We start from the raw sequence: 22,838 nt of genomic DNA, 5'->3' as shown, positions 1-22,838 counted from the left end.
AGTATGTTTATTCTAACAATTGACCTGCTTACAATTGTCATCATTATTGATTAGTTTTCAACTTGATTACATCCATAAAAAAAGCCAATCTCTTTCAATATTTAGGGTGTCCATAATTTTAAAAAGCGGTAAAAATCGAATTAAACCATTATTTACTTTTCCTTACTGCATCAATTAATTCTGCCATATCTACCACGCCATACGTAGATGAATAATCCGAGACTGCATAGGGCAATATAAGGCTGTTATTATGAATAATTGATCCGCAAGAATACACTACATTAGGCACATAACCTTCGCGTTCATCTTCTCGTGGCGAAAGCAAAGGCTCATCAAGTCTTCCTATTTCCTTAGATGGATTATCAAGATCAAACAATGAAGCACCCAGACAATATCTTCGCATAGCACCCACACCATGAGTAATAACTAACCAACCCTCTTCTGTCCATAATGGAGATCCGCAATTTCCTATTTGCGTAAATTCCCATGGATATCGAGGTTTCTGAATGCAAACTGGGTTTTTCCATTCGGTAAGCCTGTCAGAATACATAAGATAATTGTTAACACCATCAATTCTGGAAAGCATGGCATACTTACCATTTATTTTTTGGGGAAATATTGCCAGATTTTTATTTTGCGCTCCTTCTCCATGTAAAGGCATTACACGAAAAGAATAAAAATCATCTGTAATAATAAGTTTTGGAAGAATCGTGTGACCATTATAAGCCGTATAGGTGGCGATTATCTGTTCTGATTTATCATCATCAACAAATCGAACAAAACGGGCATCTTCAATCCCTCGGCTTTCAGACTCTGAAATTGGAAATATAACCCGTTCTGTAATATCAGAATCATGTTTGAATTGTAAATCATAAAATGAATCTGCCAACCAGATTATTTCTTCAAGGGCTGTTTTTTTGTCCTGACTAATTGACTCGTCATCCAAAGCTTTAATTATCAAATTTTTTAATACATGATAACCAAATTCTTCTGGCAGCTCTTTAAGAATACTCACTGAATATTTATCGGGAGTATGCATTTCTGCCAATTTCATTACAAAACGATTTTTGTTATATAATGTTTTATGCACAATCTCTGCCTTATCAATGTTATCACCAACTTTCATCACCTGAAGGTCACTATTGACATCTAGGATTCCCCTTCTAAAAACGATTGACGAGATATGACCTTCTCCAGTGGCCCGGAAAGAAATAATAATCCGTTTTTCTTCTTTTTCTAAGTTCGATTGGTCGAAATCTTCAACAATTGATGGGTTAAAAAAAGCAGCCGACTCAATGGCATACTCCATTGTGCAATAGGATCCAATGAGCATTTTTCGTTCATCAGAAAGACCGTCATAGTTAATTTGCATCCCTTCAATTATCCGACGAATATTTTCGCAATGCTTAAAAAATATACGTGAAATATTTCGATGGCGTCTGGCAAACTCCCGGAGTATTTGTTCTAGTGTGTGAATGACCTGCATTTCATCCAATACCATTATTCGACTTACCAATTCTCTGGTTCGTTGTTCCCCATTCATAAAATATCTGGCTACAACACGACTTGAATCAGGAGTGAATTTTACATTTTTCCGGGTGACAGCAACTCTCATAGATTTATTTTTAAATTCAAATAAAATAATGAAATTATTTTGTTGACATTTAAATATCCAGCTTTGGAGAACGAGAAACTTCACAAAGTTGAATATTTGGCAGACCCAAACTTCCGTTCTCACTGACATTAAAGGTACTAAAAATGTTGGCTTACAAAAAATAAATTTAAACTCCGCAATACAAAAATCGTACAAGTAGTAAAAAATAAAAAAACCATAACTACTCAAAAAAGTAATTATGGTTTTTGTGGAGAATATCGGATTCGAACCGACCACCTCTTGCCTGCCAGGCAAGCGCTCTAGCCAAATGAGCTAATCCCCCAATTATGGCGCAAATATAACATATATTTAAAGTAAAATGCAAATTTGAAAAAACAAATCCATCCTATTCGAAAAAAAACGGCACGCTTGTCTTAATATTTTTAACTTTACATCAAAATTTGTGAAATGACAACTCAAAATCAAAACGGTACACTAATCACAACAATCGAAAACAAAATCGTAATCCTAGAATTTGGGCATCCTGCGAGTAATTCTTTTCCTATTGATTTACTTGACCGCTTGACAAATGAACTCAATAGTTTAAGCAATAATCCAGATGTTTCTGTGATCGTTTTAAAAAGTAGTGGCTCAGGAGCGTTTTGTGCCGGAGCTTCATTTGATGAACTTATAGCAGTTTCAAATCTAGAAGAAGCCACAAAATTCTTTTCGGGATTTGCCAATGTGTTGAATGCAATGCGCACTTGTTCGAAAATAATCATTGGAAGAATTCACGGAAAAGCTGTTGGTGGCGGAGTTGGTATTGCAGCAGCTTGCGATTATGCTTTGGCAACAAATGAAAGCGCTATAAAATTATCAGAACTCGCAATAGGAATTGGACCGTTTGTAATTGAACCAGCTGTAACCCGAAAAATAGGGAAAAGCGCTATGGCCAAAATGACTTTGGAAACTGAATGGAAAACAGCCTTTTGGGCAAATCAAAAAGGGCTTTATGCCAAAGTATTTGAAACTACAACCGAATTAGATACAGAAATCACGGCTTTCGCCAATAAACTAGCCCGTTACAATCCCGAAGCATTAGCTGAAATAAAAAAAGTTTTTTGGGAAGGAACCGAAAACTGGAACACCTTACTTTATCAAAGAGCCAAAATTTCGGGAAAATTAGTGCTTTCTGATTTTTCGAGAAAAGCATTAAATCAATTTAAAAAATAAAAAATGACCTACCTCATCTTGCCATTTCTGCAAGTAAATGTTGCTGAAAAAATAAAGAGCGCACCAGATAACAGTTATCAAACCGGAGTACTCATAGGCTCGTTTCTTCCTTTTGTTTTATTAGTGGGAGTTGCCTATTGGATGTATTATAGAGCAAAAAAAAGAAGTGAAAAGGAGTAGATGTATTAAATTTGCACTCAAATAAAATAAAATGAGCAAAATCAGAATAACAAAACAGTTTGGTTTCGAAACCGGTCATGCCCTTTACGGCTATGACGGAAAATGTAAAAATGTACACGGACACAGTTATAAATTATCGGTTACGGTAATTGGAACGCCCATAAACGACCGAAATAATGTTAAAAATGGAATGGTAATTGATTTTACTGATTTAAAAAAAATAGTAAAAGAAGAAATTGTTGATCAGTTTGACCACGCCACGGTTTTTAACGAAACCACGCCGCATATAGAATTGGCAAATGAACTGAAAAACCGTGGACATCACGTTATTTTAGTCGATTACCAACCCACAAGCGAAAATATGGTAGTTGATTTTTCGAAAAGAATCATCAGCCGATTACCCAAAAACATTGGCCTTTTTTCCTTAAAATTGCAAGAAACAGAATCTTCTTTTGCAGAATGGTTTGCAAGTGATAATTTGTAATTCAAAATCCATACTTTAGCTTTATGCAAATCACTACCAACAAAAAAATATATTTCGCCTCCGACCAACATTTTGGAGCGCCAACACCTGAATTAAGTTTTCCAAGAGAACAAAAATTTGTGGCTTGGCTCGACGAAATCAAAGGAGATGCCGATACTATTTTTCTGTTAGGCGATTTATTCGATTTCTGGTTTGAATACAAAACCGTAGTTCCCAAAGGTTTTATACGGGTTTTAGGAAAACTAGCTGAAATTCGTGACAGCGGCATTCCTATTTATTTCTTTGTGGGTAATCACGATTTATGGATGGACGATTATTTCGAAAAAGTTTTGAATATTCCCATTTACAGAGAAAATCAGGAATATATTTTTGGAGACAAAACCTTCCTCATAGGTCACGGTGACGGAAAAGGTCCAGGCGACATAGGTTACAAACGGATGAAAAAAGTGTTCACGAATCCATTTTCAAAATGGCTTTTTCGATGGCTTCACCCTGACATTGGCGTGCGATTGGGACATTACCTTTCCGTAAAAAACAAACTGATTTCAGGTGATGAAGACGTGAAATTCCTTGGCGAAGAAAACGAATGGCTTATTCTTTACTCCAAAAGAAAACTGGAAACCAAACATTACAATTACTTCGTTTTTGGTCACCGTCATTTACCCTTAAAAGTTCCTGTTGGCGAAAACTCCGAGTATGTAAATCTGGGTGACTGGATTGGTTATTTCACGTATGGCGTTTTTGATGGTGAGACATTTGAGTTGAAAAAGTTTGAGTAAATTTAAAAAAATGTCTTGTCAACAAAACTAATTACTCCTGATTTTCATGTTCGTCTAAGTCTTTTTGCAAATCTAAATTCCTGAACGAAGGCAATTTAATCCCTGTAAAAACCACAATTAAAAGTGTCATGCTTCCGCCAAAAACAACCGCAGTAACCGTTCCCATCAATTTTGCTGTCAATCCGCTTTCGAAAGCGCCCAACTCATTTGACGAACCCACAAAAATAGAATTTACAGCAGCAACACGTCCTCGCATGTGATCTGGAGTTTTGAGTTGCAATATGGTTTGACGAATCACCACCGAAATTCCATCGGCAACACCGCTAAAAAACAACGCCAAAACCGATAGCCAAAACCAAGATGAAAGTCCAAAAACAATAATGCAAACTCCAAAAGCGAAGATAGCTCCCAACAATTTTATTCCCGCCTTTTTATAAAAAGGAAGATGCGCCGAAACAAACATTGTCAATAAAGCTCCAACAGCTGGAGCAGCACGTAAAACCCCAAAACCTTCAGGACCAACTTTTAAAATATCTTGGGCAAAAATGGGCAAAAGCGCCACAGCTCCACCAAAAAGAACAGCCACCATATCAAGAGTTAAAGCTCCCAAAATAGATTTATTGGTATAAACAAATTTTACGCCTTCTTTTAAACTTTGCATTATTGGCTCTCCAATTTTGGGGTTTAAAATAGGCTTAGTTCCTATTTGAGTCAACGTAATCAATGACATAACAGAACAAGCAAAAACAAGACACATAGACCAATGAACACCTATTAAAGTTATAGAAAATCCAGCCACCGAAGGCCCTACAACAGAACCTATTTGCCAAACCGAACTGCTCCAGGTTGCTGCATTTGGATACACTTTTTTTGGAACAATCAATGCTAGAAGAGAGAAAATTGTTGGTCCAAGAAAAGCCCGAACCAATCCGCCAAGGAAAACCAAAAAATAAATTCCATACAAAACCGTGTTGGTTGCAAAACCGCTTACCATCCTTGGCCAAGTCAATAAAAATAATCCAAAACTTACAACAGAAAAAGCTAAAATACATTTAAAAAGCATTCCCTTTTTTTCCTTTTGATCTACAATATGTCCGGCGAATAAAGCCATTGCAATTGCCGGAATTACTTCCATCAATCCAATAATTCCTAACGAAAGTGGATTTTTAGTCAAACTATATACTTGCCACTCTATGATAATAAACTGCATCGACCACGCAAAAACCATGGCGAATCGTAACAATAAAAACACATTGAATTCTTTATAACGTAATGCTGCGTAAGGATCTTTTTTCTTCATTTAATAGGCAAATAATTATTTTATTTCTTTCAATCGTAATTGAATTGAAACTTTTCCATTCCACTCGTTCTCATCGATACAATAAACTACTTCGAATGGTTTTTTATTGGTTACCAAATCCATTTTATCCCCCAAGCCAAAACCGATTGCGGCCATTCCTTCAGAATTATTTTGTCGTACAAAAAGTTTTAAATGTTCTTCATCGGCTCCCAATTTTTGGGCATAACCCGTGTCTTTCGCGTTTTTGGTCAGGAAAACTGGCGTCATATTTTGCGGCCCAAAAGGCTCGAATTGCTGGAGAATCCGAATCAGTTTTGGTGTGATATCAGAAAAGTCTATTTCGGCATCAATCGAAATTTCGGGAGTTAATGAATCGGGATGAATCGTTTCTTCGACCACTTTTTCGAAAGTATCCTTGAATAGTTGATAATTTTCTTCCAATAAAGTCATTCCTGCAGCATATTTATGACCTCCAAATTGTTCCAAATGTTCTGAACAAACTTCCAAGGCATTATACACATCAAACCCTTTTACGGATCGCGCCGATGCTGCATATTTATCGCCGCTTTTAGTAAAAACCAATGTCGGACGATAATAGGTTTCTATCAATCTCGAAGCCACAATTCCTATTACACCTTTGTGCCAATCTTCCTGAAAAACGACCGTCGAAAAACGCTTTTCTTCATTGTTTTCTATAATTTGACCAAGTGCTTCTTTCGTAATTTGCTTGTCCAAATCTTTCCTTTCGGAATTATACGCCTCAATTTCCGATGCAAATTGTTGGGCTTGTTCAAAATCAAATTCCGACAATAATTCTACAGCGTGATTGCCGTGTTTGATTCTTCCCGCTGCATTAATTCTGGGCGCAATGATAAAAACCACGTCGGTTATATCTAAAGTTTTCTTTTTTATTTGATGAACCAAAGCCTTGATTCCTGGTCTTGGATCAGAGTTGATGATCTGCAAACCAAAATAAGCCAAAATCCTGTTTTCCCCCGTCATTGGAACAATATCAGCCGCAATTGCAGTTGCAACCAAATCCAAATAGGAAGTCAAATCTTCAATGGTTTGATTTCGGTTTTCACCCAATGCCTGAATCAATTTAAAACCAATTCCGCAGCCACATAATTCATCATAAGGATAATTGCAATCATCCCGTTTTGGATCTAAAACTGCTACCGCTTCTGGCAAATATTCTCCCGGTCGATGGTGGTCACAAATGATAAAATCGATGTTTCTCTCTTTGGCGTAAGCCACGTGATCAATGGATTTTATTCCACAATCCAGAGCGATAATCAGCGAAAAACCATTGTCATCGGCATAATCGATTCCTTTGAAAGAAATCCCGTAACCCTCGTCATAACGGTCTGGAATATACGTGGCAACATTGGGATAATAGGTTTTCAAATAGAACGAAACCAAGGAAACTGCAGTCGTTCCATCCACATCATAATCGCCAAAAACGAGAATATTTTCTTGATTTTCAATCGCCAATTCGATGCGTTCGACCGCTTTATCCATATCTTTCATCAAGTATGGATTATGTAAATCAGCCAGAGTCGGACGGAAAAATTGTCTAGCTTCTTCATAAGTTTCAATACCTCGCTGTACAAGCAATGTTGCCACGAATTCCTCGACATTCAAAGCGGCCGCTAGCTGTTTAACTTTTTCTTCCGAAGGTTTTGGTTTGAGAGTCCAGCGCATAATTAATTACGAATTGAGAATTACGATTTCAGATTTTGTGAGATTGAACAAATTTAGTTTAAAAATAGCAAACTAATTTAAGGTCAAAAAAAATTAGCCAAAGATTCACAGATTTTATAAAAAAAATTAAAAAAATCTGTGAATCTGTGGCTTAAAAGTTATGCTCTAAAGCAAAATGATAGTACTTTTGAATAGATCTTTTTAAAATAAACTAAATGCAAATTCAAGGACAAATTGTCGATATAGAAAACAAACGGATTTTTGCTGGTGAAATCACTGTCGAAAATGGGAAAATCATTTCAATAATCGAAAAAAATCACAAAGTGAAAAGCTACATTATGCCCGGATTTGTCGATTCCCACATTCATATCGAAAGCTCGATGCTCGTTCCTTCTGAATTTGCAAAAATTGCCGTGCTTCACGGAACGGTGGCTACGATTTCTGACCCACACGAAATTGCCAATGTTTTAGGCACAGCCGGTGTTTATTATATGATTGAAAACAGTAAAAAGGTGCCGTTGAAATTTCATTTTGGTGCGCCTTCATGTGTTCCCGCGACAACTTTCGAAAGTGCTGGCGCAGTAATCGATTCAGAAGGAATCAAGGAATTAATGGCTTCACCCGATATTTATTATTTGGCGGAAATGATGAATTATCCCGGTGTTTTATTTGATGATGAAGAAGTTTTGAAGAAAATCCATTGGGCGAAACATTTCGGCAAACCCGTTGATGGCCATGCTCCGGGATTACGAGGCGAGGCGATTCAAAAATATATTTCGGCAGGAATTACAACAGATCACGAATGTTTCACTTTTGAAGAAGCCGAGGAAAAATTATCGCTCAGGATGAAAGTGCTTATTCGCGAGGGGAGTGCCGCCAAAAATTTTGAGGCACTCATCGATTTACTTCCTGAAAATTATCAAAATATGATGTTTTGTTCTGATGACAAACATCCCGACGATTTGATTGTGGGACACATTAATTTGCTTTGTGCTCGGGCTGTTGCCAAAGGGATTGACATTTTTAAAATCTTGCAAGCCGCTTGCGTGAATCCCGCGAATCATTATAAAATGAACGTTGGATTATTGAAAGAAAACGATGCTGCCGATTTTATCGTGGTTGAAGATTTGATAGATTTTAATGTAAAACAAACATATATCGACGGAGAATTAGTTGCTGAAAATGGGGAGTCTTTTGTAAAACATATTCCTTTTGAAACACCCAATAATTTTAATATTACTTCAAAAAAAATCAGTAATTTTGAAGTCTTGGGAAAAGGTTCAAAAATTCGGGTAATCGAAGCTTTGGAAGGACAATTGATTACCAATGAAATTCATCATAAATCACTAATTGTTGATGGAAAAATCGTTTCGGATACGGAAAACGACATCTTGAAAATGGCTGTTGTCAATCGCTATCAAAACACAAAACCCGCAATTGCTTTCATCAAAAATTTTGGTTTAAAAAAAGGCGCAATCGCTAGTTCTGTGGCACACGATTGTCATAATATTGTGGTCGTAGGAACTTCTGACGAGGAAATTTGCAATGCAGTGAATCTTATCATCGAGAACCGTGGAGGAGTTTGCGCCGTGAATGGTGCTGAAAACAAAATGTTACCGTTGCCTGTTGCCGGAATTATGAGCGACAAAAACGGCTGGGAAACCGGAAAATTATATCAGGAAATTGATGCTATGGCAAAGGAGTTGGGCAGCAATTTGAAAGCTCCTTTTATGACGCTTTCGTTTATGGCTTTACTCGTGATTCCCGATTTGAAATTATCCGACAAAGGATTGTTTAGCGGAAATACTTTTTCGTTTGTTGACTTGGAAGTGGAGTAAATTATAATGTTTTCAAAACCAAAGCTTCTCCTTCAAATTTGATTCCGTCCCATCCTGTATTCATAAAATTACGAATATTTTGATGGTTTGTTCCTTCTGGATTTCCTAATACTTCATCAAAATAATAGGCTCCAAAACAAGCCAAGGTTTCTGCTTGAGACAAGTTTTGCAATTGGGCAAAAGCAAATAATTTGCAAGAACCTGAATTTTCCCCTGCGTGATTTTGCAGCGAACCATTTTCGAAAGTCGTTGGAATAAAATCGTAATTTTCTTCAATCACTGCGATGGTTTCCGGAAATGTAATGGTGTTTGGGGTTTGTTTTAATTTTTCTAAAAAATATTGTATTGTCATTGATTACTTTTTTATTCTCTTTCTTTTTTATTCTCTTTAACTGCTATTTTCCCTCCTACAACAACCACAATTTCACCTTTTGGTGGTTTGTTTTCAAAATGCGTCAACACTTCGCGAACCGTTCCGCGAACATTTTCTTCATGTAATTTTGATAATTCCCGTGAAACGCAAATTTGTCGGTCTTCGCCAAAAAAGGTGATAAATTCGGCCAAAGTTTTGACTAATTTATGTGGTGAAACATACAAAATCATCGTTCTGGTTTCCTCGGCAAGTGCCAAATATCTAGTTTGTCTTCCTTTTTTGTCGGGCAAAAATCCTTCGAAAACAAATTTATCATTGGGCAAACCGCTATTGACCAAAGCCGGCACAAAAGCAGTTGCACCAGGCAAACATTCTACATCAATTTTGTTTTCGACACAAGCGCGAGTGAGCAAAAATCCAGGATCAGAAATTGCTGGCGTTCCTGCATCCGAAATCAAGGCGATAGTTTCTCCCGCTTTCAAACGCGAGATTAAATTCTCGACCGTTTTGTGTTCGTTGTGCATATGATGACTGTGCATATGCGTTCCAATTTCGAAATGTTTCAGTAATTTTCCGCTTGTTCTGGTGTCTTCGGCGAGAATCAAATCGACTTCTTTTAGAATCCGAATCGCCCGAAAAGTCATATCTTCAAGATTGCCTATTGGCGTTGGAACAATGTATAATTTACCCATTTAAGCGAATTTTTTCTCGATGATTTCGATAAAACGTAGTGCATACTCCTCTTTCCCCTCCCAATTATTGTAATCCGGTTTTACCATATCTTCAATGAAATTTTGGGCTTCCTTAAAATTATCATAGGTGATTAACTGGTTCAAAACACGGTTGTAATCTTCGTCGCTGTTGCCAAAAAGATGTTTTACAAAAGCGATTCTGTCATTCAAATCAATGTTCAAACCTTTTGCCATTTTTTCGTTCAGCGAAACCGCTTTGGGTTCAATGTCCTTTGGATTCAATTCAATTTCTGCAAGAAGTTTCTCTTCTACTTCTTGAATATCAGTGACAATTGGAAGGTCAAAAGCTATTGGAGTTGGAGCTACTTCAATTTGATCGGCTCTCACAAATAAGGTTTCTTTATAATCTCCACCCAATAAATCCAAAAAAGAAATCTGAACTTCTTCGGGTTTATTTTGAATTTCTTCCTCTAATTCTTCGTCTAATTCAAAAGCCGGCTGGAATCCAATAGCATCTAATTCTGAAGGTTCTTCCTCTGTTAATTCTTCTTCTCCCTCTTCGTCAGGTTCCGTTTCGTTAAATTCAACCTCAGTTTCCTCCTCAATCTCATCATCTGCGATTTCATCATCGTTTATTTCCTCTTCAACAATATTTTCAAGAACGATTTTATCCAATGACGCTGCTGGCTTGATATCCGACAAATGATTTTCTTCGAAAAATTGTTTCATTTTTTCTACAATTTCGGCTTGACCAATCGTTGGTTTTGCTCCTTCAAAATGCTCCTCAACAAATTGTAAAATAGCCAATTTTTCATAAAGTCTTCTTGTTTCAATACATAATTGATTGATGTCAGATTTGTTTTTAATTTGCAATACTCTGTGCGCAATGCTCATTAAGTCGGCTTCCAATTTTTTCTTCATAACTTTTGAAATTATAGTGAGTAAGGTGTATCTTTTTTAATAAATGTTTTCTTTATTTTTTATTTAGTCAAGGGAAGAAGTAACCTTTACTCACAATATAATTATTTTGCAAATAAGTGTTCGTGAATCTTCGATTTGATAAAAATTTTCTACTTTTGAGACGACGTAAAAGTATAAAATTTTTATGTCGGTTTGTTTCGTTACAAAGTAATAAAAACTATTCATTTTTAAAGGCAGAAAAATACAAAATGTTTCTCGAAAACACAGTAAATCATAAAGAACAATTTGGTTGGATCGAAGTTATTTGCGGTTCAATGTTCTCGGGCAAAACCGAAGAACTCATTCGCAGACTGAAAAGAGCGCAATTTGCCAAACAAAAAGTAGAAATTTTCAAACCAGCCATTGACACCCGTTATCACGACGAAATGGTGGTGTCGCACGATGCCAATGAAATTCGCTCCACGCCAGTTCCTGCAGCTGCAAATATTGCGATTTTGGCACAAGGTTGCGATGTGGTCGGCATTGACGAAGCTCAGTTTTTTGATGACGAAATCGTAAAAATTTGTAACGATTTGGCCAACCAAGGCATTCGTGTAATTGTTGCCGGATTAGATATGGATTTCAAGGGAAATCCTTTTGGTCCAATGCCAGCCTTGATGGCTACTGCCGAATATGTAACCAAAGTGCACGCCGTTTGTACACGTACAGGAAATCTGGCGAATTACAGTTTTAGAAAAACTGATAATGACAAACTCGTTATGCTTGGCGAAACCGAAGAATACGAACCATTGAGTCGCGCTGCCTATTTTTATGCGATGAAGAAGGATGAGGAGAAATAAATCCTCTCCCCAACCCTCTCCAAAAAAGAGGGAGCCGAGACCAGATTGAAATAGAAAGTGTTGAAAAAGACAAACCCTTTCAAATCTTTAAATTTTGAAAGGGTTTGTTATAATTTACATCTTTGTAAGCGAAATAATTAATCTGTAGAAACCTGAATTCCAGCATTAATTAAAGTTTGTTTATCTATAATTCCTTGACCAGTTGGCGGTGAGGATGGAGTTTGTCTGTTTAAATTTATAGCACTTCCAGTATATATAGTTGCTGTTACTAATTTATTTAAAATTGTATTTATTTGTGAACTTGGCAAAGCGTTTCCCGAAAGATAAACTCCTAAAAACCCAACATAAGTTAATGATGGAAATCCTATAGAAGAAAGAACTGGGTTCCTTTGGATATAAAACCGATTTCCTATTGTAGTAAGATTACTGAAATTTACAGTTTTTAAACTGGCGTTATTAGTTATTACTATCTGTGATGCGTTAGTTAAAGTACTCAAATTTACTGTTGTCAGTGCTGTTGTATTTAATATATATAAACTTTCAGTATAAGACCCGCTTTCAGCTGCTATTTGAGCAGCAGCTTGTGCATCAGTGATGTTGCCAGTTAGCGTAATAGATGTTTTTCCTTTGTTTTGGCTACTTCCGGCATACAAAGCATAAGGCACACTTAATAATTGGCTTGTTCCTGTAATTGTATAATTTGTACCTCCTGTTGGGTCAGTTTCGGTTTTTATAAAATAAGTTCCCGAAGTCCAATTTATTCCTGCAAAAGTTCCCGTAACTGGTGTTCCTCCGCCAATGGCTAAAGTTGCCAAACCATTTGCATTTGTTGTGGTGGTTTGTGTTTCTACATACACTGCTGTTCCGCTTGCCGAGCCTTGCAAAATACTGATTTTTATTCCTACCAATGTATTAACTACAAGCGTTCCATCGGTTTTACGAATTACAGATTGATAACTCATTTTTTGTGGAGCTTGTGCAAATAGTATTGTAAAGGAGCAGAACAATAGCGCAATTAGAGTAAATTTTTTCATTTTATTTTTAGTGTTATTTGAGTATTACTTTTTGATGATTTTAAAAGTTTTTATAGTCTTGTTATCGCTATTTACAGCAAGAAAATAAATGCCACGTTGTAATTCTTGCATTGACACATTTGTTTCAGAAGCTGTAATTTTTTGAAGTTTTGAAAATGTTCTTCCATTTATATCATAAAGTTGATAGAACAATGAATTCCATTTATCTTCACTCACTAAAAGATGAAGAACATCAATGGTTGGATTAGGATACGCTGACATTACGAGATTAATTTAAGCGAAATCTTCATTCCCAAGAGTTACAATTTCATAAGGCTGTTGCACTCCTAGAGTAATGTTCCCACCGGAACCTGTTTGGCTTGTATAGGTTATTTGCCCAATAGAATAACTTGAAGAACCTCCTGTTCCTGTTGCGTTACCTCCAGAGGCAGTTACACTTTCTTGAGAATAGCTTTTGGCAAACGAAATAATTGTTATAAGAAGAATAAAAAAATAGGGTTTGTTTCTTTTCATTAGTTAGAATTTTAAATTTTAAACAATTTTTCTATTTCAGCAAATAAAACATCAGCATCTTTGCTGCTGGCTTCATCGATTGTTATTGTGTTGTTAGCAACAGTTTTTTCGATAAACTTGTGTTTGTAATTCGTAAATTGAGTTATTGCTGCATTTGTACCCGGATTAATTCGGTCATAAGTCCGACAAGCACATACGCAAATCATACATTCATCATCCATCAATTCTTTCAAAGCATTAAAAACCAAATCATAACTATCCCCCCAACTCGAAAGACCAATTTTTATATTTTTTTTAATTAAAATCGCTTTAAAGTCAATTCCTATCTTTCCGAAGGAACTACTTTGTATTTCATAGCCGTTTTTTTCAAGTAGTTCAAAAAGTTTTCCAATTGTTGTAGTTTTTCCTGAACCTCCTTTTCCTCTTAAACCAATAATTGTATTCATATTTACTTGTTTTTAATTGTAATTTAATTTATCGCTTTTAAAACTATAACTTATCTTTTGCACCAATTGAAATTGAAACATTTACATCACAATCTCCTGTATTTATTTAGTAAGTTAGCGATTACAAATAGATGAAATAATTTTCGCAACTTATTTTCTATTGTGTTCTAATTTTCATACATTTGGTTCTAAATAAGAACTAAAACAGCGGATTATGAAAGTAAATATTGGAGATAAAATCAGAAAAGTACGAGAATTAAAAGGTTTTACCCAAGACTTTATGGCAGGAAAACTAGAAATGTCGCAACGCGCTTACAGCAAAATCGAAAACAACGACATCAAACTCGATTGGGGTCGAATTGAAGATATTTCTAAAATATTCGAAATTGAGCCTTTTGATTTAATTTCTTTTGATGATAATTTAGTTTTTAATAATTCTCCTCAATCTGGTAAAAACAACACTAATACAATTAACAACAATTTTCCTGACGAATTAAGAAAAAGTTATGAAGACAGAGTCAATCATCTCGAAAAAGAAGTTTTGTTTTTAAGAGGACTGTTAGCTAAAAACTAATGTTGTTTTTTGAGATTTGCTCTTTCAATAAAATTCCAAAAATAAATACCATTCCATTTCTATTTTTTTATAACTTTGATGTAAAATAAATTACAATGGACTTACAAACTAGAAAAATATCATTTGTTCAAGAATTTCTTTCTATTCAAAGCGAAGAGGTTATTTCTCGCTTGGAAAAATATTTGAAAAAGGAAAAAATCTCAATGGAGGAAAAGGCTTTTATACCAATGAGTATGAAAGAATTTGAAAGCAGAATTGACCAATCAATGGAAGACTCAAAAAACGGAAGAGTTATTGAAGCAAAAAAATTGTTGGAAGAGGTTAAAAAATGGAGCTGAGATTAAAATTGAATTGGACTGTATTTGCCAAAGGCGAATTACATAAAATATTTCAATATTATAAAAGTAAATCCAATTTAAAAACGGCAAAAAATATAGTAGAAGAGATTTCAAAACAATTGCTTATACTCGAAAAGTATCCATTTATTGGACAAAAAGAAGAATTATTAATGGGTCGAAAACAAGAGTTCCACTATTTTTTGTGTTCTAACTATAAAATAATTTATTGCGTAAATTTAGAGATAAACCTAGTCGAAATTGTTGATATATTCGACTGTCATCAAGAACCTTTAAAAATTAAAAGAACAAAATAATGTGTTTGACAATTTTTAAATCTTCTCCAAAATGACCTTATCCATACCAAATATCGAACAAATCCTTCACGCCAAAAGGTTTGGCGATAGCACTAAAGTAATAATTGACAATGTTTCTATCGATAGTCGTTCTTTACAAAACAATAAAAACACTTTGTTTTTTGCATTAGTCGGACCCAATAATGATGCCCACATTTATATTTCAGATTTAATCGAAAAAGGAGTACAGGCCTTTGTTGTCAATCAAATTCCAGAAGGATTATTAGACAAAGCTACTTTTTTTGCTGTCGAAAACACCTTAGACGCTTTGCAACAATTTGCGGCCCATCATCGAAGTCTTTTTAAATTTCCCGTTATCGGATTGACCGGAAGTAACGGGAAAACGATTGTCAAGGAATGGTTGAATTTTCTTTTAAGCCCTGATTTTAATATCATCCGAAGTCCAAAAAGTTACAATTCACAAGTGGGTGTTCCATTGTCCGTTATTTCTATTAACGACAAGCACAATCTGGGGATTTTTGAAGCGGGAATCTCGAAAATGAACGAGATGGAAAAATTAGAAGTCATCATCAGACCAACTATAGGAATTATAACGAATATTGGTTCAGCACACGATGAAGGATTCGAAGATTTGGAGAAAAAAATCAAAGAAAAACTAAAACTTTTCAAACATTCAAAACTAATTATTTACCAAAAAAACAAAGCTGTTGATGCGCTTATTGATCCAAAAATGCATTCATTTTCTTGGAGTTATGATGATGAAACTGCAAATGTTTTTGTTGTAAAAAAAGCAATCGAGGACAAAACGATTTTGCAAATTCGTCAAGCTAAAGCTAATTTCGAAATAGAAATTCCTTTCCAAGACGAGGCTTCAATTGAAAATGCAATTACTTGCTTGATGGTTTTATTAAGTTTTAAATACGATAAAAAAACAATTCAAAACCGAATGCAATGGCTTTATCCTGTTGAAATGCGGTTGAAAGTCAAAAACGGAATCAACAATACGACACTGATTGACGATAGTTATAGTTCTGATTTTCAGTCGTTGAAAATTGCGTTGGATTTTCTGGAAAGTCAAAAACAATACAAAAACAAAACGGTAATCCTTTCGGATATTTTTCAAAGTGGTTTGTCGAACGAAGAATTGTATTCTAAAGTTTCGCAGTTGATTACATCCAATAAAATCAATCGGGTTATTGGCATTGGTGAAACCATTTCGACTTTCAAACATAAATTCAAAAATTGCATCACTTTTAAAAATACAGCTGACTTTTTTCTGAATTTCAATTATTTAAATTTTATCAACGAAACGATTCTGATAAAAGGAGCGAGACATTTTCAATTTGAGGAAATAGTTGCTGCATTAGAGGAGAAAACGCACGAAACGGTGCTGGAAATAAACCTCAACGCCATCAGTCACAATCTGAATTTCTATAAATCAAAACTAAAACCAACTACTAAAATGATGGTAATGGTAAAGGCTTTTGGTTATGGAAGTGGAGGATTTGAAATCGCCAAATTACTTGAACATCATAAGGTGGATTATTTAGGCGTGGCTTTCGCCGATGAAGGAATATCGTTGAAAAATGCCGGAATTATGTTGCCAATAATGGTTTTAAATCCGGAAACTTCGAGTTTCCCGGCTATAATACAACATCATTTGGAACCCGAAATTTACAGTTTAAAAGGTTTGAATGCTTTCCTTCAACTTGCCGAGAAGCGAAAACTAAAACACTTTCCCATTCACATTAAACTCGACACGGGAATGCACCGTTTGGGTTTCGAGGAAGGAAATTTGGACGAATTAATTGCGACTTTAAAAGGAAACAAATTCGTGACTGTAAAAAGCATTTTGTCACATATGGCCACAAGCGATGATTTAGAATATCAGGATTTTGCAAATTCACAAATTGATTTATTCGAGAAATTGTCTGCAAAATTAATGACTGAATTGCAAATAAAACCCATTCGACATATATTGAATACTTCGGGAATCAGTAATTTCCCGGAAGCGCAATACGATATGGTTCGGCTTGGGATAGGACTTTATGGAGTTTCCAATGATGTTGAAGAACAAAAATATTTGGAAAATGTAGGGACTTTGAAATCTATAATTTCACAAATCAGAACGATCCAGGCTGGTGAAAGTGTAGGTTATGGAAGGAGATTTATTGCGGATAAACCAACAAAAATTGCCACAATTCCCATAGGTTATGCTGATGGAATTTCAAGACATTGGGGAAATGGCGTTGGTTTTGTGACCATTAATAATCAAAAAGCAACAATCGTTGGAAGTATTTGTATGGATATGTTGATGGTTGACATCACTGAAATCAATTGTAAAGAGGGCGATTCCGTAATTGTTTTTGGCGAAAGCCCAACAGTTTTTTTTATAGCCAATCAATTGAAAACCATTCCTTATGAAGTTCTCGCCAGCATTTCGCAAAGGGTAAAACGAGTTTTTTATCGGGAATAAATATTTTTCAAATAAAATAATTATATTCGTATTAAATTTTAACTTAATACATATAACTATGGGATTCGTAAGAGATTTTAAGGCCTTTTTGATGAAAGGTGAAATAGTAAATTTGGCAACAGCCGTAATTGTGGGTGGTGCTTTTGGAAAAATTGTAACTTCATTCACAAATGATGTTTTAATGCCTCCTATTGGATTACTATTAGGAAAGGTAGACTTCAAAAACCTGAAAGTTGTACTACAAGATGGAATTCCGGCAGTTATGGAAAATGGAACAGAAAAAGCCCCTGCTGTCGCTGAAGTTGCCTTAAATTATGGTGCTTTTATCCAAACCGTTTTTGATTTTGTAATTATTGGTTTTTGTATTTTTATGGTTTTAAAAGCCTATGAAAAAACAAAAAAGAAAGAAGAAACTGTCCCTGCTGCACCAGCTGGACCAACTCAAGAAGAGTTACTTACACAAATCAGGGATTTGTTAAAAAAATAATTTCCGCTACATTATATATTCTAACTAAACCACGCTCAACGGCGTGGTTCTTTTATTTGTTATAAATATAACAATTTGTTATTTTTTGTGAATGCGCTTGTTTTAATTTAGAGATTGCTTACTTTTGCATTTGAAAATCAGTATTTAAAAAATAAAATATATTTTATGAAAATTGCAGTTGTAGGCGCAACCGGAATGGTGGGCGAAATTATGTTAAAAGTATTGGAAGAAAGAAATTTTCCGTTCACGGAATTAATTCTTGTAGCTTCAGAAAAATCTGTTGGAAAAGTAATTGAATTTAAAGGGAAAAAATATTCTGTTGTAGGATTACAAACGGCAGTAGATATGAAACCCGAAATTGCTGTTTTTTCAGCAGGAGGGCAAACTTCATTGGATTGGGCACCAAAATTTGCTGCAGCAGGAACAACTGTTATCGATAATTCATCAGCTTGGAGAATGGATCCAACCAAAAAATTAATAGTTCCTGAAATCAATGCGAACGAACTAACAAAAGAAGATAAAATCATCGCCAACCCGAACTGTTCTACAATACAAATGGTTTTGGCTTTAGCCCCATTGCATAAAAAATACAATATCAAACGCGTTGTAGTTTCTACTTATCAATCCATTACCGGAACTGGCGTAAAAGCAGTTCAGCAATTCGAAAATGAAGGTGCAGGAATTGAAGGTGATATGGTTTATAAATATAAAATCAACAGAAACTGTATTCCACAATGTGATAGTTTTGAAGCTAATGGTTATACCAAAGAAGAAATGAAATTGTCAAATGAAACCAAAAAAATATTAGGCGACAACAGTATTGCAGTAACTGCAACAGCTGTTCGAGTACCAGTTGTTGGAGGGCATAGTGAAGCAGTAAATGTTGAGTTTACGAATGATTTTGATGTTGCCGAAGTAAGAACTATTTTGAGTCAAACTGATGGAGTTGTTGTTCAAGACAATTTAGATACTTTTACGTATCCAATGCCAAGATATGCCGAAGGTAAAAATGATGTTTTCGTAGGTAGAATTCGTCGTGACGAAAGCCAGCCAAACACTTTAAATATGTGGATTGTGGCTGATAACTTGAGAAAAGGAGCTGCGACAAATACCATTCAAATTGCAGAATATTTGGTAGCGCACAATTTAGTGTAATACACTATTTCATTAATAAAATCCGATTGACTTTAAATAGTGTTAAAGTTAATCGGATTTTTCTTTGCTATTTCTATATTTGCAGCAAATGAAAAAGAAGGTTGCCATACTAAATTCTCTCTTGATGTTTGCGGTGTTATTCGCAATACTACTTCAAAATGTGCATAGCTATGAACATTTATCAAAACAGTTTTCTGAAAAAAAATGCTACCACAAATACAATTCCAGCAGAGAAATTACCCATCAACATCACAATTTTGATTCTTGTTTTGTTTGTAATTTTACTTTAAGCAGTTTTGTTTCTGCTGATGTTTCTCATTTTGAAATCAAAAAAATAAACTGCTTTTCTGGCTATTCTTTTTTCAAATCCAGACCAATTACCCAATTCTTCAAAGGAAGCCTTTTTGCGCTTCGTGCCCCTCCGAGTTTTATTGTTTAATATTAGACCTGACAGGTTTTAAAAACCTGTCAGGTCTAAGCATAATTTATTTGTTAACAATAAAATATTTCAAATGAAAAAAATTATTATTACCCTAATCTTGGGGTTTTCGGCTATACTTCAGGCACAAAATACCATTTCCGGAAAAATTACAGATACTAAAAAGCAACCTTTAATAGGCGTCTCTATTTATGCTCCAGAATTACACAAAGGAACTTCGACTGATGAAAACGGAAAATATACTTTAGAAAATCTTCCCAACGGAAAACTAAAACTAACGTTAGCATTTATAGGATTTACAACTCAAAATAAAACCATAAATCTTCAACAAAATGAAACGACTTTAGACATTATTCTTGATGAAACTGCATTCCAAATTGACGAAGTAATTGTTTCTACTGCTTTCAATAAAATACAAACACAAAATGTAATGAAAGTTGAACATTCCAGCATCAAAGAATTACAGAAAAAAGGAACGGCTACTTTAATCGAAGGCTTGGCAACCATTCCTGGAGTATCCCAAGTTTCTACCGGAACTTCTATTGGCAAACCTGTAATTCGTGGGTTGAGCGGCAATCGCGTTTTGGTGTATTCCCAAGGTGTTCGATTGGAAAACCAACAATTTGGAGATGAGCACGGTTTGGGATTAAACGATGCCGGCGTAGAAAGTGTCGAAGTCATTAAAGGTCCTGCATCTTTACTTTATGGCTCTGATGCTTTAGGTGGAGTTCTCTATTTTAACCCAGAAAAGTTTGCCAATGCAAACACTTTTAAAGTAAATTATAATCAAAAATTATTTTCCAATACTTTGGGAAGCAATTCTTCATTGGGAATAAAAACTTCGACCGATAATTGGAAATTTTCAGCAAGAGGAACTTATGATATCCATTCTGATTATACAATTCCAGATGGAAATCGAGTGACTAATACTCGATATAATGAAACTGATTTCAAAACTGGAATTGGATATAGTAATTCAAAATTTTCGAGTGTCTTACGATATAATTTCAATAAGTTAGATTTAGGAATTCCTGAAAATGGAGTTGCCGAACAAACTACCAGCAAAAAAACAGATTATCCAAGCCAGGCTATTGACAATAATTTGTTGAGTTTAAACAATATCTTTTTCTTCAAAAACTCAAAATTAGACGTAGACTTGGGTTATATTGCCAATGACCGAAGCGAATTAGCAGAAGGAAACATTGCGGTTTTACATATGAAATTAAAAACCTTCAATTATGACGCAAAATACCATTTACCAAAACTGGGCAAAATAGAATCAATTCTTGGAATCCAGGGAATGCAACAAACCAACAAAAATTCAGGTGAAAAATATTTAATTCCAGATGCAAAAACGAATGATTTTGGGATTTTTGGAACTGGAAATTACGAGTGGAAAACAAATGTAATCCAAGCAGGAATTCGTTTTGACAATCGAAAAATAAGTAGCGAAAGCCACGGAATTATTGGCAACGAAGGTTATTTTGAAACTCTGGATAAATCCTATGACAGTTTTAATGCGTCCGTAGGTTATAAAACAAATTTAGCTAAAAATTTTATTTTACGAGGCAATTTAGCATCTGGATTTAGAGCCCCAAACTTAGCCGAATTAACTTCAAACGGTGTTCACGAAGGAACGAATCGTTATGAAATTGGGAATCCAAATTTGAAAACCGAACAAAACGTACAAACCGACTTGAATTTAGAATACAAAAACAGTCATCTTGAATTTTTTGCCAATGGATTTTATAATAGTGTAAACAATTACATCTATACTTCTCCGGCAGGAACACAAATTAATGGTTTCGATGTTTTTGATTATGTTCAGAATAAAGCCAATCTTTTTGGTGGTGAAATCGGACTGCATTTTCATCCGCATCCATTAGATTGGTTACACTTTGAAAGTAGTTTTGAAACCGTTACCGGCAAAAAACAGAATGGGAATTTCTTGCCTTTAATTCCTGCCAATAATTGGAACAACACAATCAGCACGGACTTTAATATCAAAAAATGGCTTGAAGAAGGCTTTGCAACTTTGAATGTTTCCTCTACTTTCAATCAAAATAATGTGAGTGGTTTTGAAACAAAATCAAATGGCTACACTTTAGTAAATCTTGGTTTTGGAGGTAAAATAAAATTAGGTAAAACAGCTTTTGACATCAACCTGAATGCAAATAATTTATTCGATAAAACGTACATAGCACATTTATCAAGACTAAAAACTGATGGAATTCCAAATATTGGGAGAAACATCGTTTTAGGATTAAATTTTAATATTTAATCTTTCCTATATGTCGCATTATGCGAACAATTTTAGATTTTCTATTATTAATATAGGAAGAAGAACTCGTGGCAGAATACTTTCTTGGATTAGGCAAAATTGCTGCAATTCCGGCAGCTTGCTCCGGCGTTAGATCTGAAGCATTTTTTCTGTACCAATGTTCTGCTGCAGCCTGAGCTCCATAAATACCATTCCCCATTTCAATGCTGTTTAAATAGACTTCCATTATTCTTTCTTTGCCCCAAATTAATTCTATTAAAACTGTGAAATAAGCTTCTAATCCTTTGCGCAAATAACTTCTTCCTTGCCAAAGGAACACATTTTTGGCAGTTTGTTGCGAAATGGTGCTTCCACCTTTTATTCTCCGACCTCTTTCGTTGCTTTTATATGCTTTTTGCATTGCCCTAAAATCGAAACCATTGTGAACAAGAAATGTTCCATCCTCACTGGCAATTACTGCTTTTTGTAGATTAACCGAAATATTTTCAATAGGTTCCCAATCATGGCTAAAATAATTTTCTTTCCCTGCTGATTTATTTTCTATCACACGAATAACCATCAAAGGAGTGAATGGCACGGGCACAAACTTGAAAAGTACAACGAAAAAGATTGAGATTCCTAGAAACCATAGGAAAGCCTTAAATAAGAAAGGGGATACTTTGCTCATAAAGTTTCCAGATTGTTTTTTTGCTGAAGGTTTTGGTTTTTTTGATATTATTTTTGTAGCCATTATATTAAAAGAGGTAATTTTTATAAAAATAATATTTTTTGTCACATCAATGGTTGTTTAAAATTATTTTTTTAAGATATTTACTGAGGTAAAAACCACCTTCATACAATTAAA

25 protein-coding genes and 1 tRNA gene are annotated in these 22,838 nt (G+C 34.9%); 14 read left to right on the top strand and 12 right to left on the bottom strand.

From position 1 onward, the window contains the following. Positions 1-148: 148 nt before the first annotated feature. The gene (locus tag IR213_RS02565) at positions 149-1,615 is read right to left on the bottom strand and encodes a glycoside hydrolase family 130 protein (RefSeq protein WP_194310744.1); all 1,467 of its coding nucleotides are present in this window, start codon (positions 1,613-1,615) and stop codon (positions 149-151) included. 248 nt (positions 1,616-1,863) lie between these two features. After that, positions 1,864-1,937: transfer RNA gene (locus IR213_RS02560), tRNA-Ala, on the bottom strand. Between the two features lie 125 nt (positions 1,938-2,062). Between IR213_RS02560 and IR213_RS02555 the strand changes: the two genes are divergently transcribed. From IR213_RS02555 to IR213_RS02540, 4 genes are read left to right on the top strand one after another with little or no spacing between them, the layout of a single operon-like run. Continuing rightward, on the top strand, positions 2,063-2,827 hold the full coding sequence (locus IR213_RS02555; protein WP_194310743.1) for an enoyl-CoA hydratase/isomerase family protein: 765 nt from the start codon (positions 2,063-2,065) through the stop codon (positions 2,825-2,827). A 3-nt stretch (positions 2,828-2,830) separates the two neighbouring features. Then, a complete protein-coding gene (locus tag IR213_RS02550) occupies positions 2,831-3,007 on the top strand; it encodes a hypothetical protein (RefSeq protein WP_194310742.1) in 177 nt (58 codons plus the stop codon). A 31-nt stretch (positions 3,008-3,038) separates the two neighbouring features. After that, a complete protein-coding gene (locus tag IR213_RS02545) occupies positions 3,039-3,491 on the top strand; it encodes a 6-pyruvoyl trahydropterin synthase family protein (RefSeq protein WP_194310741.1) in 453 nt (150 codons plus the stop codon). A gap of 23 nt (positions 3,492-3,514) precedes the next feature. Then, positions 3,515-4,270 carry a UDP-2,3-diacylglucosamine diphosphatase gene (locus IR213_RS02540; protein ID WP_194310740.1) on the top strand — a complete coding sequence of 252 codons (756 nt, stop codon included), beginning with the start codon at positions 3,515-3,517 and terminating at the stop codon, positions 4,268-4,270. A 31-nt stretch (positions 4,271-4,301) separates the two neighbouring features. Here the strand turns inward: IR213_RS02540 and IR213_RS02535 are convergent, their stop codons facing one another. Together IR213_RS02535 and recJ are read right to left on the bottom strand one after the other, a co-directional pair. Then, positions 4,302-5,570, bottom strand: a complete 1,269-nt coding sequence (locus IR213_RS02535; protein ID WP_194310739.1) for an MFS transporter — start codon at positions 5,568-5,570, stop codon at positions 4,302-4,304. 15 nt (positions 5,571-5,585) lie between these two features. Then, on the bottom strand, positions 5,586-7,274 hold the full coding sequence (gene recJ, locus IR213_RS02530; RefSeq protein WP_194310738.1) for a single-stranded-DNA-specific exonuclease RecJ: 1,689 nt from the start codon (positions 7,272-7,274) through the stop codon (positions 5,586-5,588). A 215-nt stretch (positions 7,275-7,489) separates the two neighbouring features. Between recJ and ade the strand changes: the two genes are divergently transcribed. Then, on the top strand, positions 7,490-9,112 hold the full coding sequence (ade, locus tag IR213_RS02525; protein ID WP_194310737.1) for an adenine deaminase: 1,623 nt from the start codon (positions 7,490-7,492) through the stop codon (positions 9,110-9,112). Position 9,113: 1 nt separating this feature from the next. Here ade and IR213_RS02520 read toward each other — a convergent pair whose 3' ends face one another. Genes IR213_RS02520 through IR213_RS02510 form a run of 3 tightly spaced genes read right to left on the bottom strand, consistent with a single transcriptional unit; the run spans position 9,114 to position 11,098 of the window. After that, on the bottom strand, positions 9,114-9,464 hold the full coding sequence (locus IR213_RS02520; RefSeq protein ID WP_194310736.1) for a HopJ type III effector protein: 351 nt from the start codon (positions 9,462-9,464) through the stop codon (positions 9,114-9,116). Between the two features lie 11 nt (positions 9,465-9,475). Further along, entirely contained in the window at positions 9,476-10,177 is a 702-nt protein-coding gene (gene rsmI, locus IR213_RS02515) for a 16S rRNA (cytidine(1402)-2'-O)-methyltransferase (RefSeq protein ID WP_194310735.1), read from the bottom strand. Continuing rightward, positions 10,178-11,098 carry a hypothetical protein gene (locus IR213_RS02510; RefSeq protein ID WP_194310734.1) on the bottom strand — a complete coding sequence of 307 codons (921 nt, stop codon included), beginning with the start codon at positions 11,096-11,098 and terminating at the stop codon, positions 10,178-10,180. Positions 11,099-11,346: 248 nt separating this feature from the next. Here IR213_RS02510 and IR213_RS02505 point away from each other — a divergent pair, with 248 nt between their 5' ends. Further along, positions 11,347-11,937, top strand: a complete 591-nt coding sequence (locus IR213_RS02505) for a thymidine kinase (protein WP_194310733.1) — start codon at positions 11,347-11,349, stop codon at positions 11,935-11,937. A 137-nt stretch (positions 11,938-12,074) separates the two neighbouring features. Here IR213_RS02505 and IR213_RS02500 read toward each other — a convergent pair whose 3' ends face one another. Genes IR213_RS02500 through IR213_RS02490 form a run of 4 tightly spaced genes read right to left on the bottom strand, consistent with a single transcriptional unit; the run spans position 12,075 to position 13,930 of the window. Beyond that, a complete protein-coding gene (locus IR213_RS02500) occupies positions 12,075-12,971 on the bottom strand; it encodes a hypothetical protein (protein ID WP_194310732.1) in 897 nt (298 codons plus the stop codon). Positions 12,972-12,995: 24 nt separating this feature from the next. Next, positions 12,996-13,232, bottom strand: coding sequence for a T9SS type A sorting domain-containing protein (locus IR213_RS16210; protein ID WP_228479066.1), 237 nt, complete (start codon positions 13,230-13,232; stop codon positions 12,996-12,998). Positions 13,233-13,244: 12 nt separating this feature from the next. Continuing rightward, complete coding sequence (locus IR213_RS16205; RefSeq protein WP_228479065.1) at positions 13,245-13,484, bottom strand: hypothetical protein; 240 nt, start codon at positions 13,482-13,484, stop codon at positions 13,245-13,247. A gap of 11 nt (positions 13,485-13,495) precedes the next feature. Beyond that, entirely contained in the window at positions 13,496-13,930 is a 435-nt protein-coding gene (locus IR213_RS02490; protein ID WP_194310731.1) for a hypothetical protein, read from the bottom strand. Positions 13,931-14,144: 214 nt separating this feature from the next. Between IR213_RS02490 and IR213_RS02485 the strand changes: the two genes are divergently transcribed. The 8 genes from IR213_RS02485 to IR213_RS02450 all read left to right on the top strand — a co-directional run bounded on the left by IR213_RS02485 (position 14,145) and on the right by IR213_RS02450 (position 21,994). Next, a complete protein-coding gene (locus IR213_RS02485) occupies positions 14,145-14,504 on the top strand; it encodes a helix-turn-helix domain-containing protein (RefSeq protein ID WP_194310730.1) in 360 nt (119 codons plus the stop codon). A 95-nt stretch (positions 14,505-14,599) separates the two neighbouring features. Further along, positions 14,600-14,842 carry a hypothetical protein gene (locus IR213_RS02480; protein WP_194310729.1) on the top strand — a complete coding sequence of 81 codons (243 nt, stop codon included), beginning with the start codon at positions 14,600-14,602 and terminating at the stop codon, positions 14,840-14,842. Beyond that, positions 14,833-15,156, top strand: a complete 324-nt coding sequence (locus IR213_RS02475; protein WP_228479064.1) for a type II toxin-antitoxin system RelE/ParE family toxin — start codon at positions 14,833-14,835, stop codon at positions 15,154-15,156. The genes IR213_RS02480 and IR213_RS02475 overlap by 10 nt, the downstream gene beginning before the upstream one ends. Positions 15,157-15,187: 31 nt before the next feature. Next, positions 15,188-17,632, top strand: coding sequence for a bifunctional UDP-N-acetylmuramoyl-tripeptide:D-alanyl-D-alanine ligase/alanine racemase (locus IR213_RS02470; protein WP_194310728.1), 2,445 nt, complete (start codon positions 15,188-15,190; stop codon positions 17,630-17,632). Positions 17,633-17,690: 58 nt separating this feature from the next. After that, positions 17,691-18,119 carry a large-conductance mechanosensitive channel protein MscL gene (gene mscL, locus IR213_RS02465; RefSeq protein ID WP_194310727.1) on the top strand — a complete coding sequence of 143 codons (429 nt, stop codon included), beginning with the start codon at positions 17,691-17,693 and terminating at the stop codon, positions 18,117-18,119. A gap of 165 nt (positions 18,120-18,284) precedes the next feature. After that, entirely contained in the window at positions 18,285-19,274 is a 990-nt protein-coding gene (locus IR213_RS02460) for an aspartate-semialdehyde dehydrogenase (RefSeq protein ID WP_194310726.1), read from the top strand. An 88-nt stretch (positions 19,275-19,362) separates the two neighbouring features. Beyond that, complete coding sequence (locus IR213_RS02455; RefSeq protein WP_194310725.1) at positions 19,363-19,713, top strand: hypothetical protein; 351 nt, start codon at positions 19,363-19,365, stop codon at positions 19,711-19,713. A 73-nt stretch (positions 19,714-19,786) separates the two neighbouring features. Continuing rightward, positions 19,787-21,994, top strand: coding sequence for a TonB-dependent receptor (locus IR213_RS02450; RefSeq protein ID WP_194310724.1), 2,208 nt, complete (start codon positions 19,787-19,789; stop codon positions 21,992-21,994). On the opposite strand, the gene mtgA is transcribed toward IR213_RS02450, so the two are convergent. Continuing rightward, positions 21,984-22,724, bottom strand: a complete 741-nt coding sequence (gene mtgA, locus IR213_RS02445) for a monofunctional biosynthetic peptidoglycan transglycosylase (RefSeq protein ID WP_194310723.1) — start codon at positions 22,722-22,724, stop codon at positions 21,984-21,986. The genes IR213_RS02450 and mtgA overlap by 11 nt on opposite strands. Positions 22,725-22,838: the final 114 nt, after the last annotated feature.

It is taken from the genome of Flavobacterium soyangense (assembly GCF_015277675.1).
In the GTDB taxonomy this organism is placed as follows: Bacteria; Bacteroidota; Bacteroidia; order Flavobacteriales; family Flavobacteriaceae; genus Flavobacterium; species Flavobacterium soyangense.
Note: the sequence above shows the minus strand (reverse complement) of the source record. Positions and strands in the feature narration are given on the sequence as shown.

Coding starts and splice junctions, on each gene's coding strand:
- IR213_RS02565 (WP_194310744.1), bottom strand. CDS start 1,615: ATGAGAGTTGCTGTCACCCGGAAAAATGTAAAATTCACTCCTGATTCA.
- IR213_RS02555 (WP_194310743.1), top strand. CDS start 2,063: ATGACAACTCAAAATCAAAACGGTACACTAATCACAACAATCGAAAAC.
- IR213_RS02550 (WP_194310742.1), top strand. CDS start 2,831: ATGACCTACCTCATCTTGCCATTTCTGCAAGTAAATGTTGCTGAAAAA.
- IR213_RS02545 (WP_194310741.1), top strand. CDS start 3,039: ATGAGCAAAATCAGAATAACAAAACAGTTTGGTTTCGAAACCGGTCAT.
- IR213_RS02540 (WP_194310740.1), top strand. CDS start 3,515: ATGCAAATCACTACCAACAAAAAAATATATTTCGCCTCCGACCAACAT.
- IR213_RS02535 (WP_194310739.1), bottom strand. CDS start 5,570: ATGAAGAAAAAAGATCCTTACGCAGCATTACGTTATAAAGAATTCAAT.
- recJ (WP_194310738.1), bottom strand. CDS start 7,274: ATGCGCTGGACTCTCAAACCAAAACCTTCGGAAGAAAAAGTTAAACAG.
- ade (WP_194310737.1), top strand. CDS start 7,490: ATGCAAATTCAAGGACAAATTGTCGATATAGAAAACAAACGGATTTTT.
- IR213_RS02520 (WP_194310736.1), bottom strand. CDS start 9,464: ATGACAATACAATATTTTTTAGAAAAATTAAAACAAACCCCAAACACC.
- rsmI (WP_194310735.1), bottom strand. CDS start 10,177: ATGGGTAAATTATACATTGTTCCAACGCCAATAGGCAATCTTGAAGAT.
- IR213_RS02510 (WP_194310734.1), bottom strand. CDS start 11,098: ATGAAGAAAAAATTGGAAGCCGACTTAATGAGCATTGCGCACAGAGTA.
- IR213_RS02505 (WP_194310733.1), top strand. CDS start 11,347: ATGTTTCTCGAAAACACAGTAAATCATAAAGAACAATTTGGTTGGATC.
- IR213_RS02500 (WP_194310732.1), bottom strand. CDS start 12,971: ATGAAAAAATTTACTCTAATTGCGCTATTGTTCTGCTCCTTTACAATA.
- IR213_RS16210 (WP_228479066.1), bottom strand. CDS start 13,232: ATGTCAGCGTATCCTAATCCAACCATTGATGTTCTTCATCTTTTAGTG.
- IR213_RS16205 (WP_228479065.1), bottom strand. CDS start 13,484: ATGAAAAGAAACAAACCCTATTTTTTTATTCTTCTTATAACAATTATT.
- IR213_RS02490 (WP_194310731.1), bottom strand. CDS start 13,930: ATGAATACAATTATTGGTTTAAGAGGAAAAGGAGGTTCAGGAAAAACT.
- IR213_RS02485 (WP_194310730.1), top strand. CDS start 14,145: ATGAAAGTAAATATTGGAGATAAAATCAGAAAAGTACGAGAATTAAAA.
- IR213_RS02480 (WP_194310729.1), top strand. CDS start 14,600: ATGGACTTACAAACTAGAAAAATATCATTTGTTCAAGAATTTCTTTCT.
- IR213_RS02475 (WP_228479064.1), top strand. CDS start 14,833: ATGGAGCTGAGATTAAAATTGAATTGGACTGTATTTGCCAAAGGCGAA.
- IR213_RS02470 (WP_194310728.1), top strand. CDS start 15,188: ATGACCTTATCCATACCAAATATCGAACAAATCCTTCACGCCAAAAGG.
- mscL (WP_194310727.1), top strand. CDS start 17,691: ATGGGATTCGTAAGAGATTTTAAGGCCTTTTTGATGAAAGGTGAAATA.
- IR213_RS02460 (WP_194310726.1), top strand. CDS start 18,285: ATGAAAATTGCAGTTGTAGGCGCAACCGGAATGGTGGGCGAAATTATG.
- IR213_RS02455 (WP_194310725.1), top strand. CDS start 19,363: ATGAAAAAGAAGGTTGCCATACTAAATTCTCTCTTGATGTTTGCGGTG.
- IR213_RS02450 (WP_194310724.1), top strand. CDS start 19,787: ATGAAAAAAATTATTATTACCCTAATCTTGGGGTTTTCGGCTATACTT.
- mtgA (WP_194310723.1), bottom strand. CDS start 22,724: ATGGCTACAAAAATAATATCAAAAAAACCAAAACCTTCAGCAAAAAAA.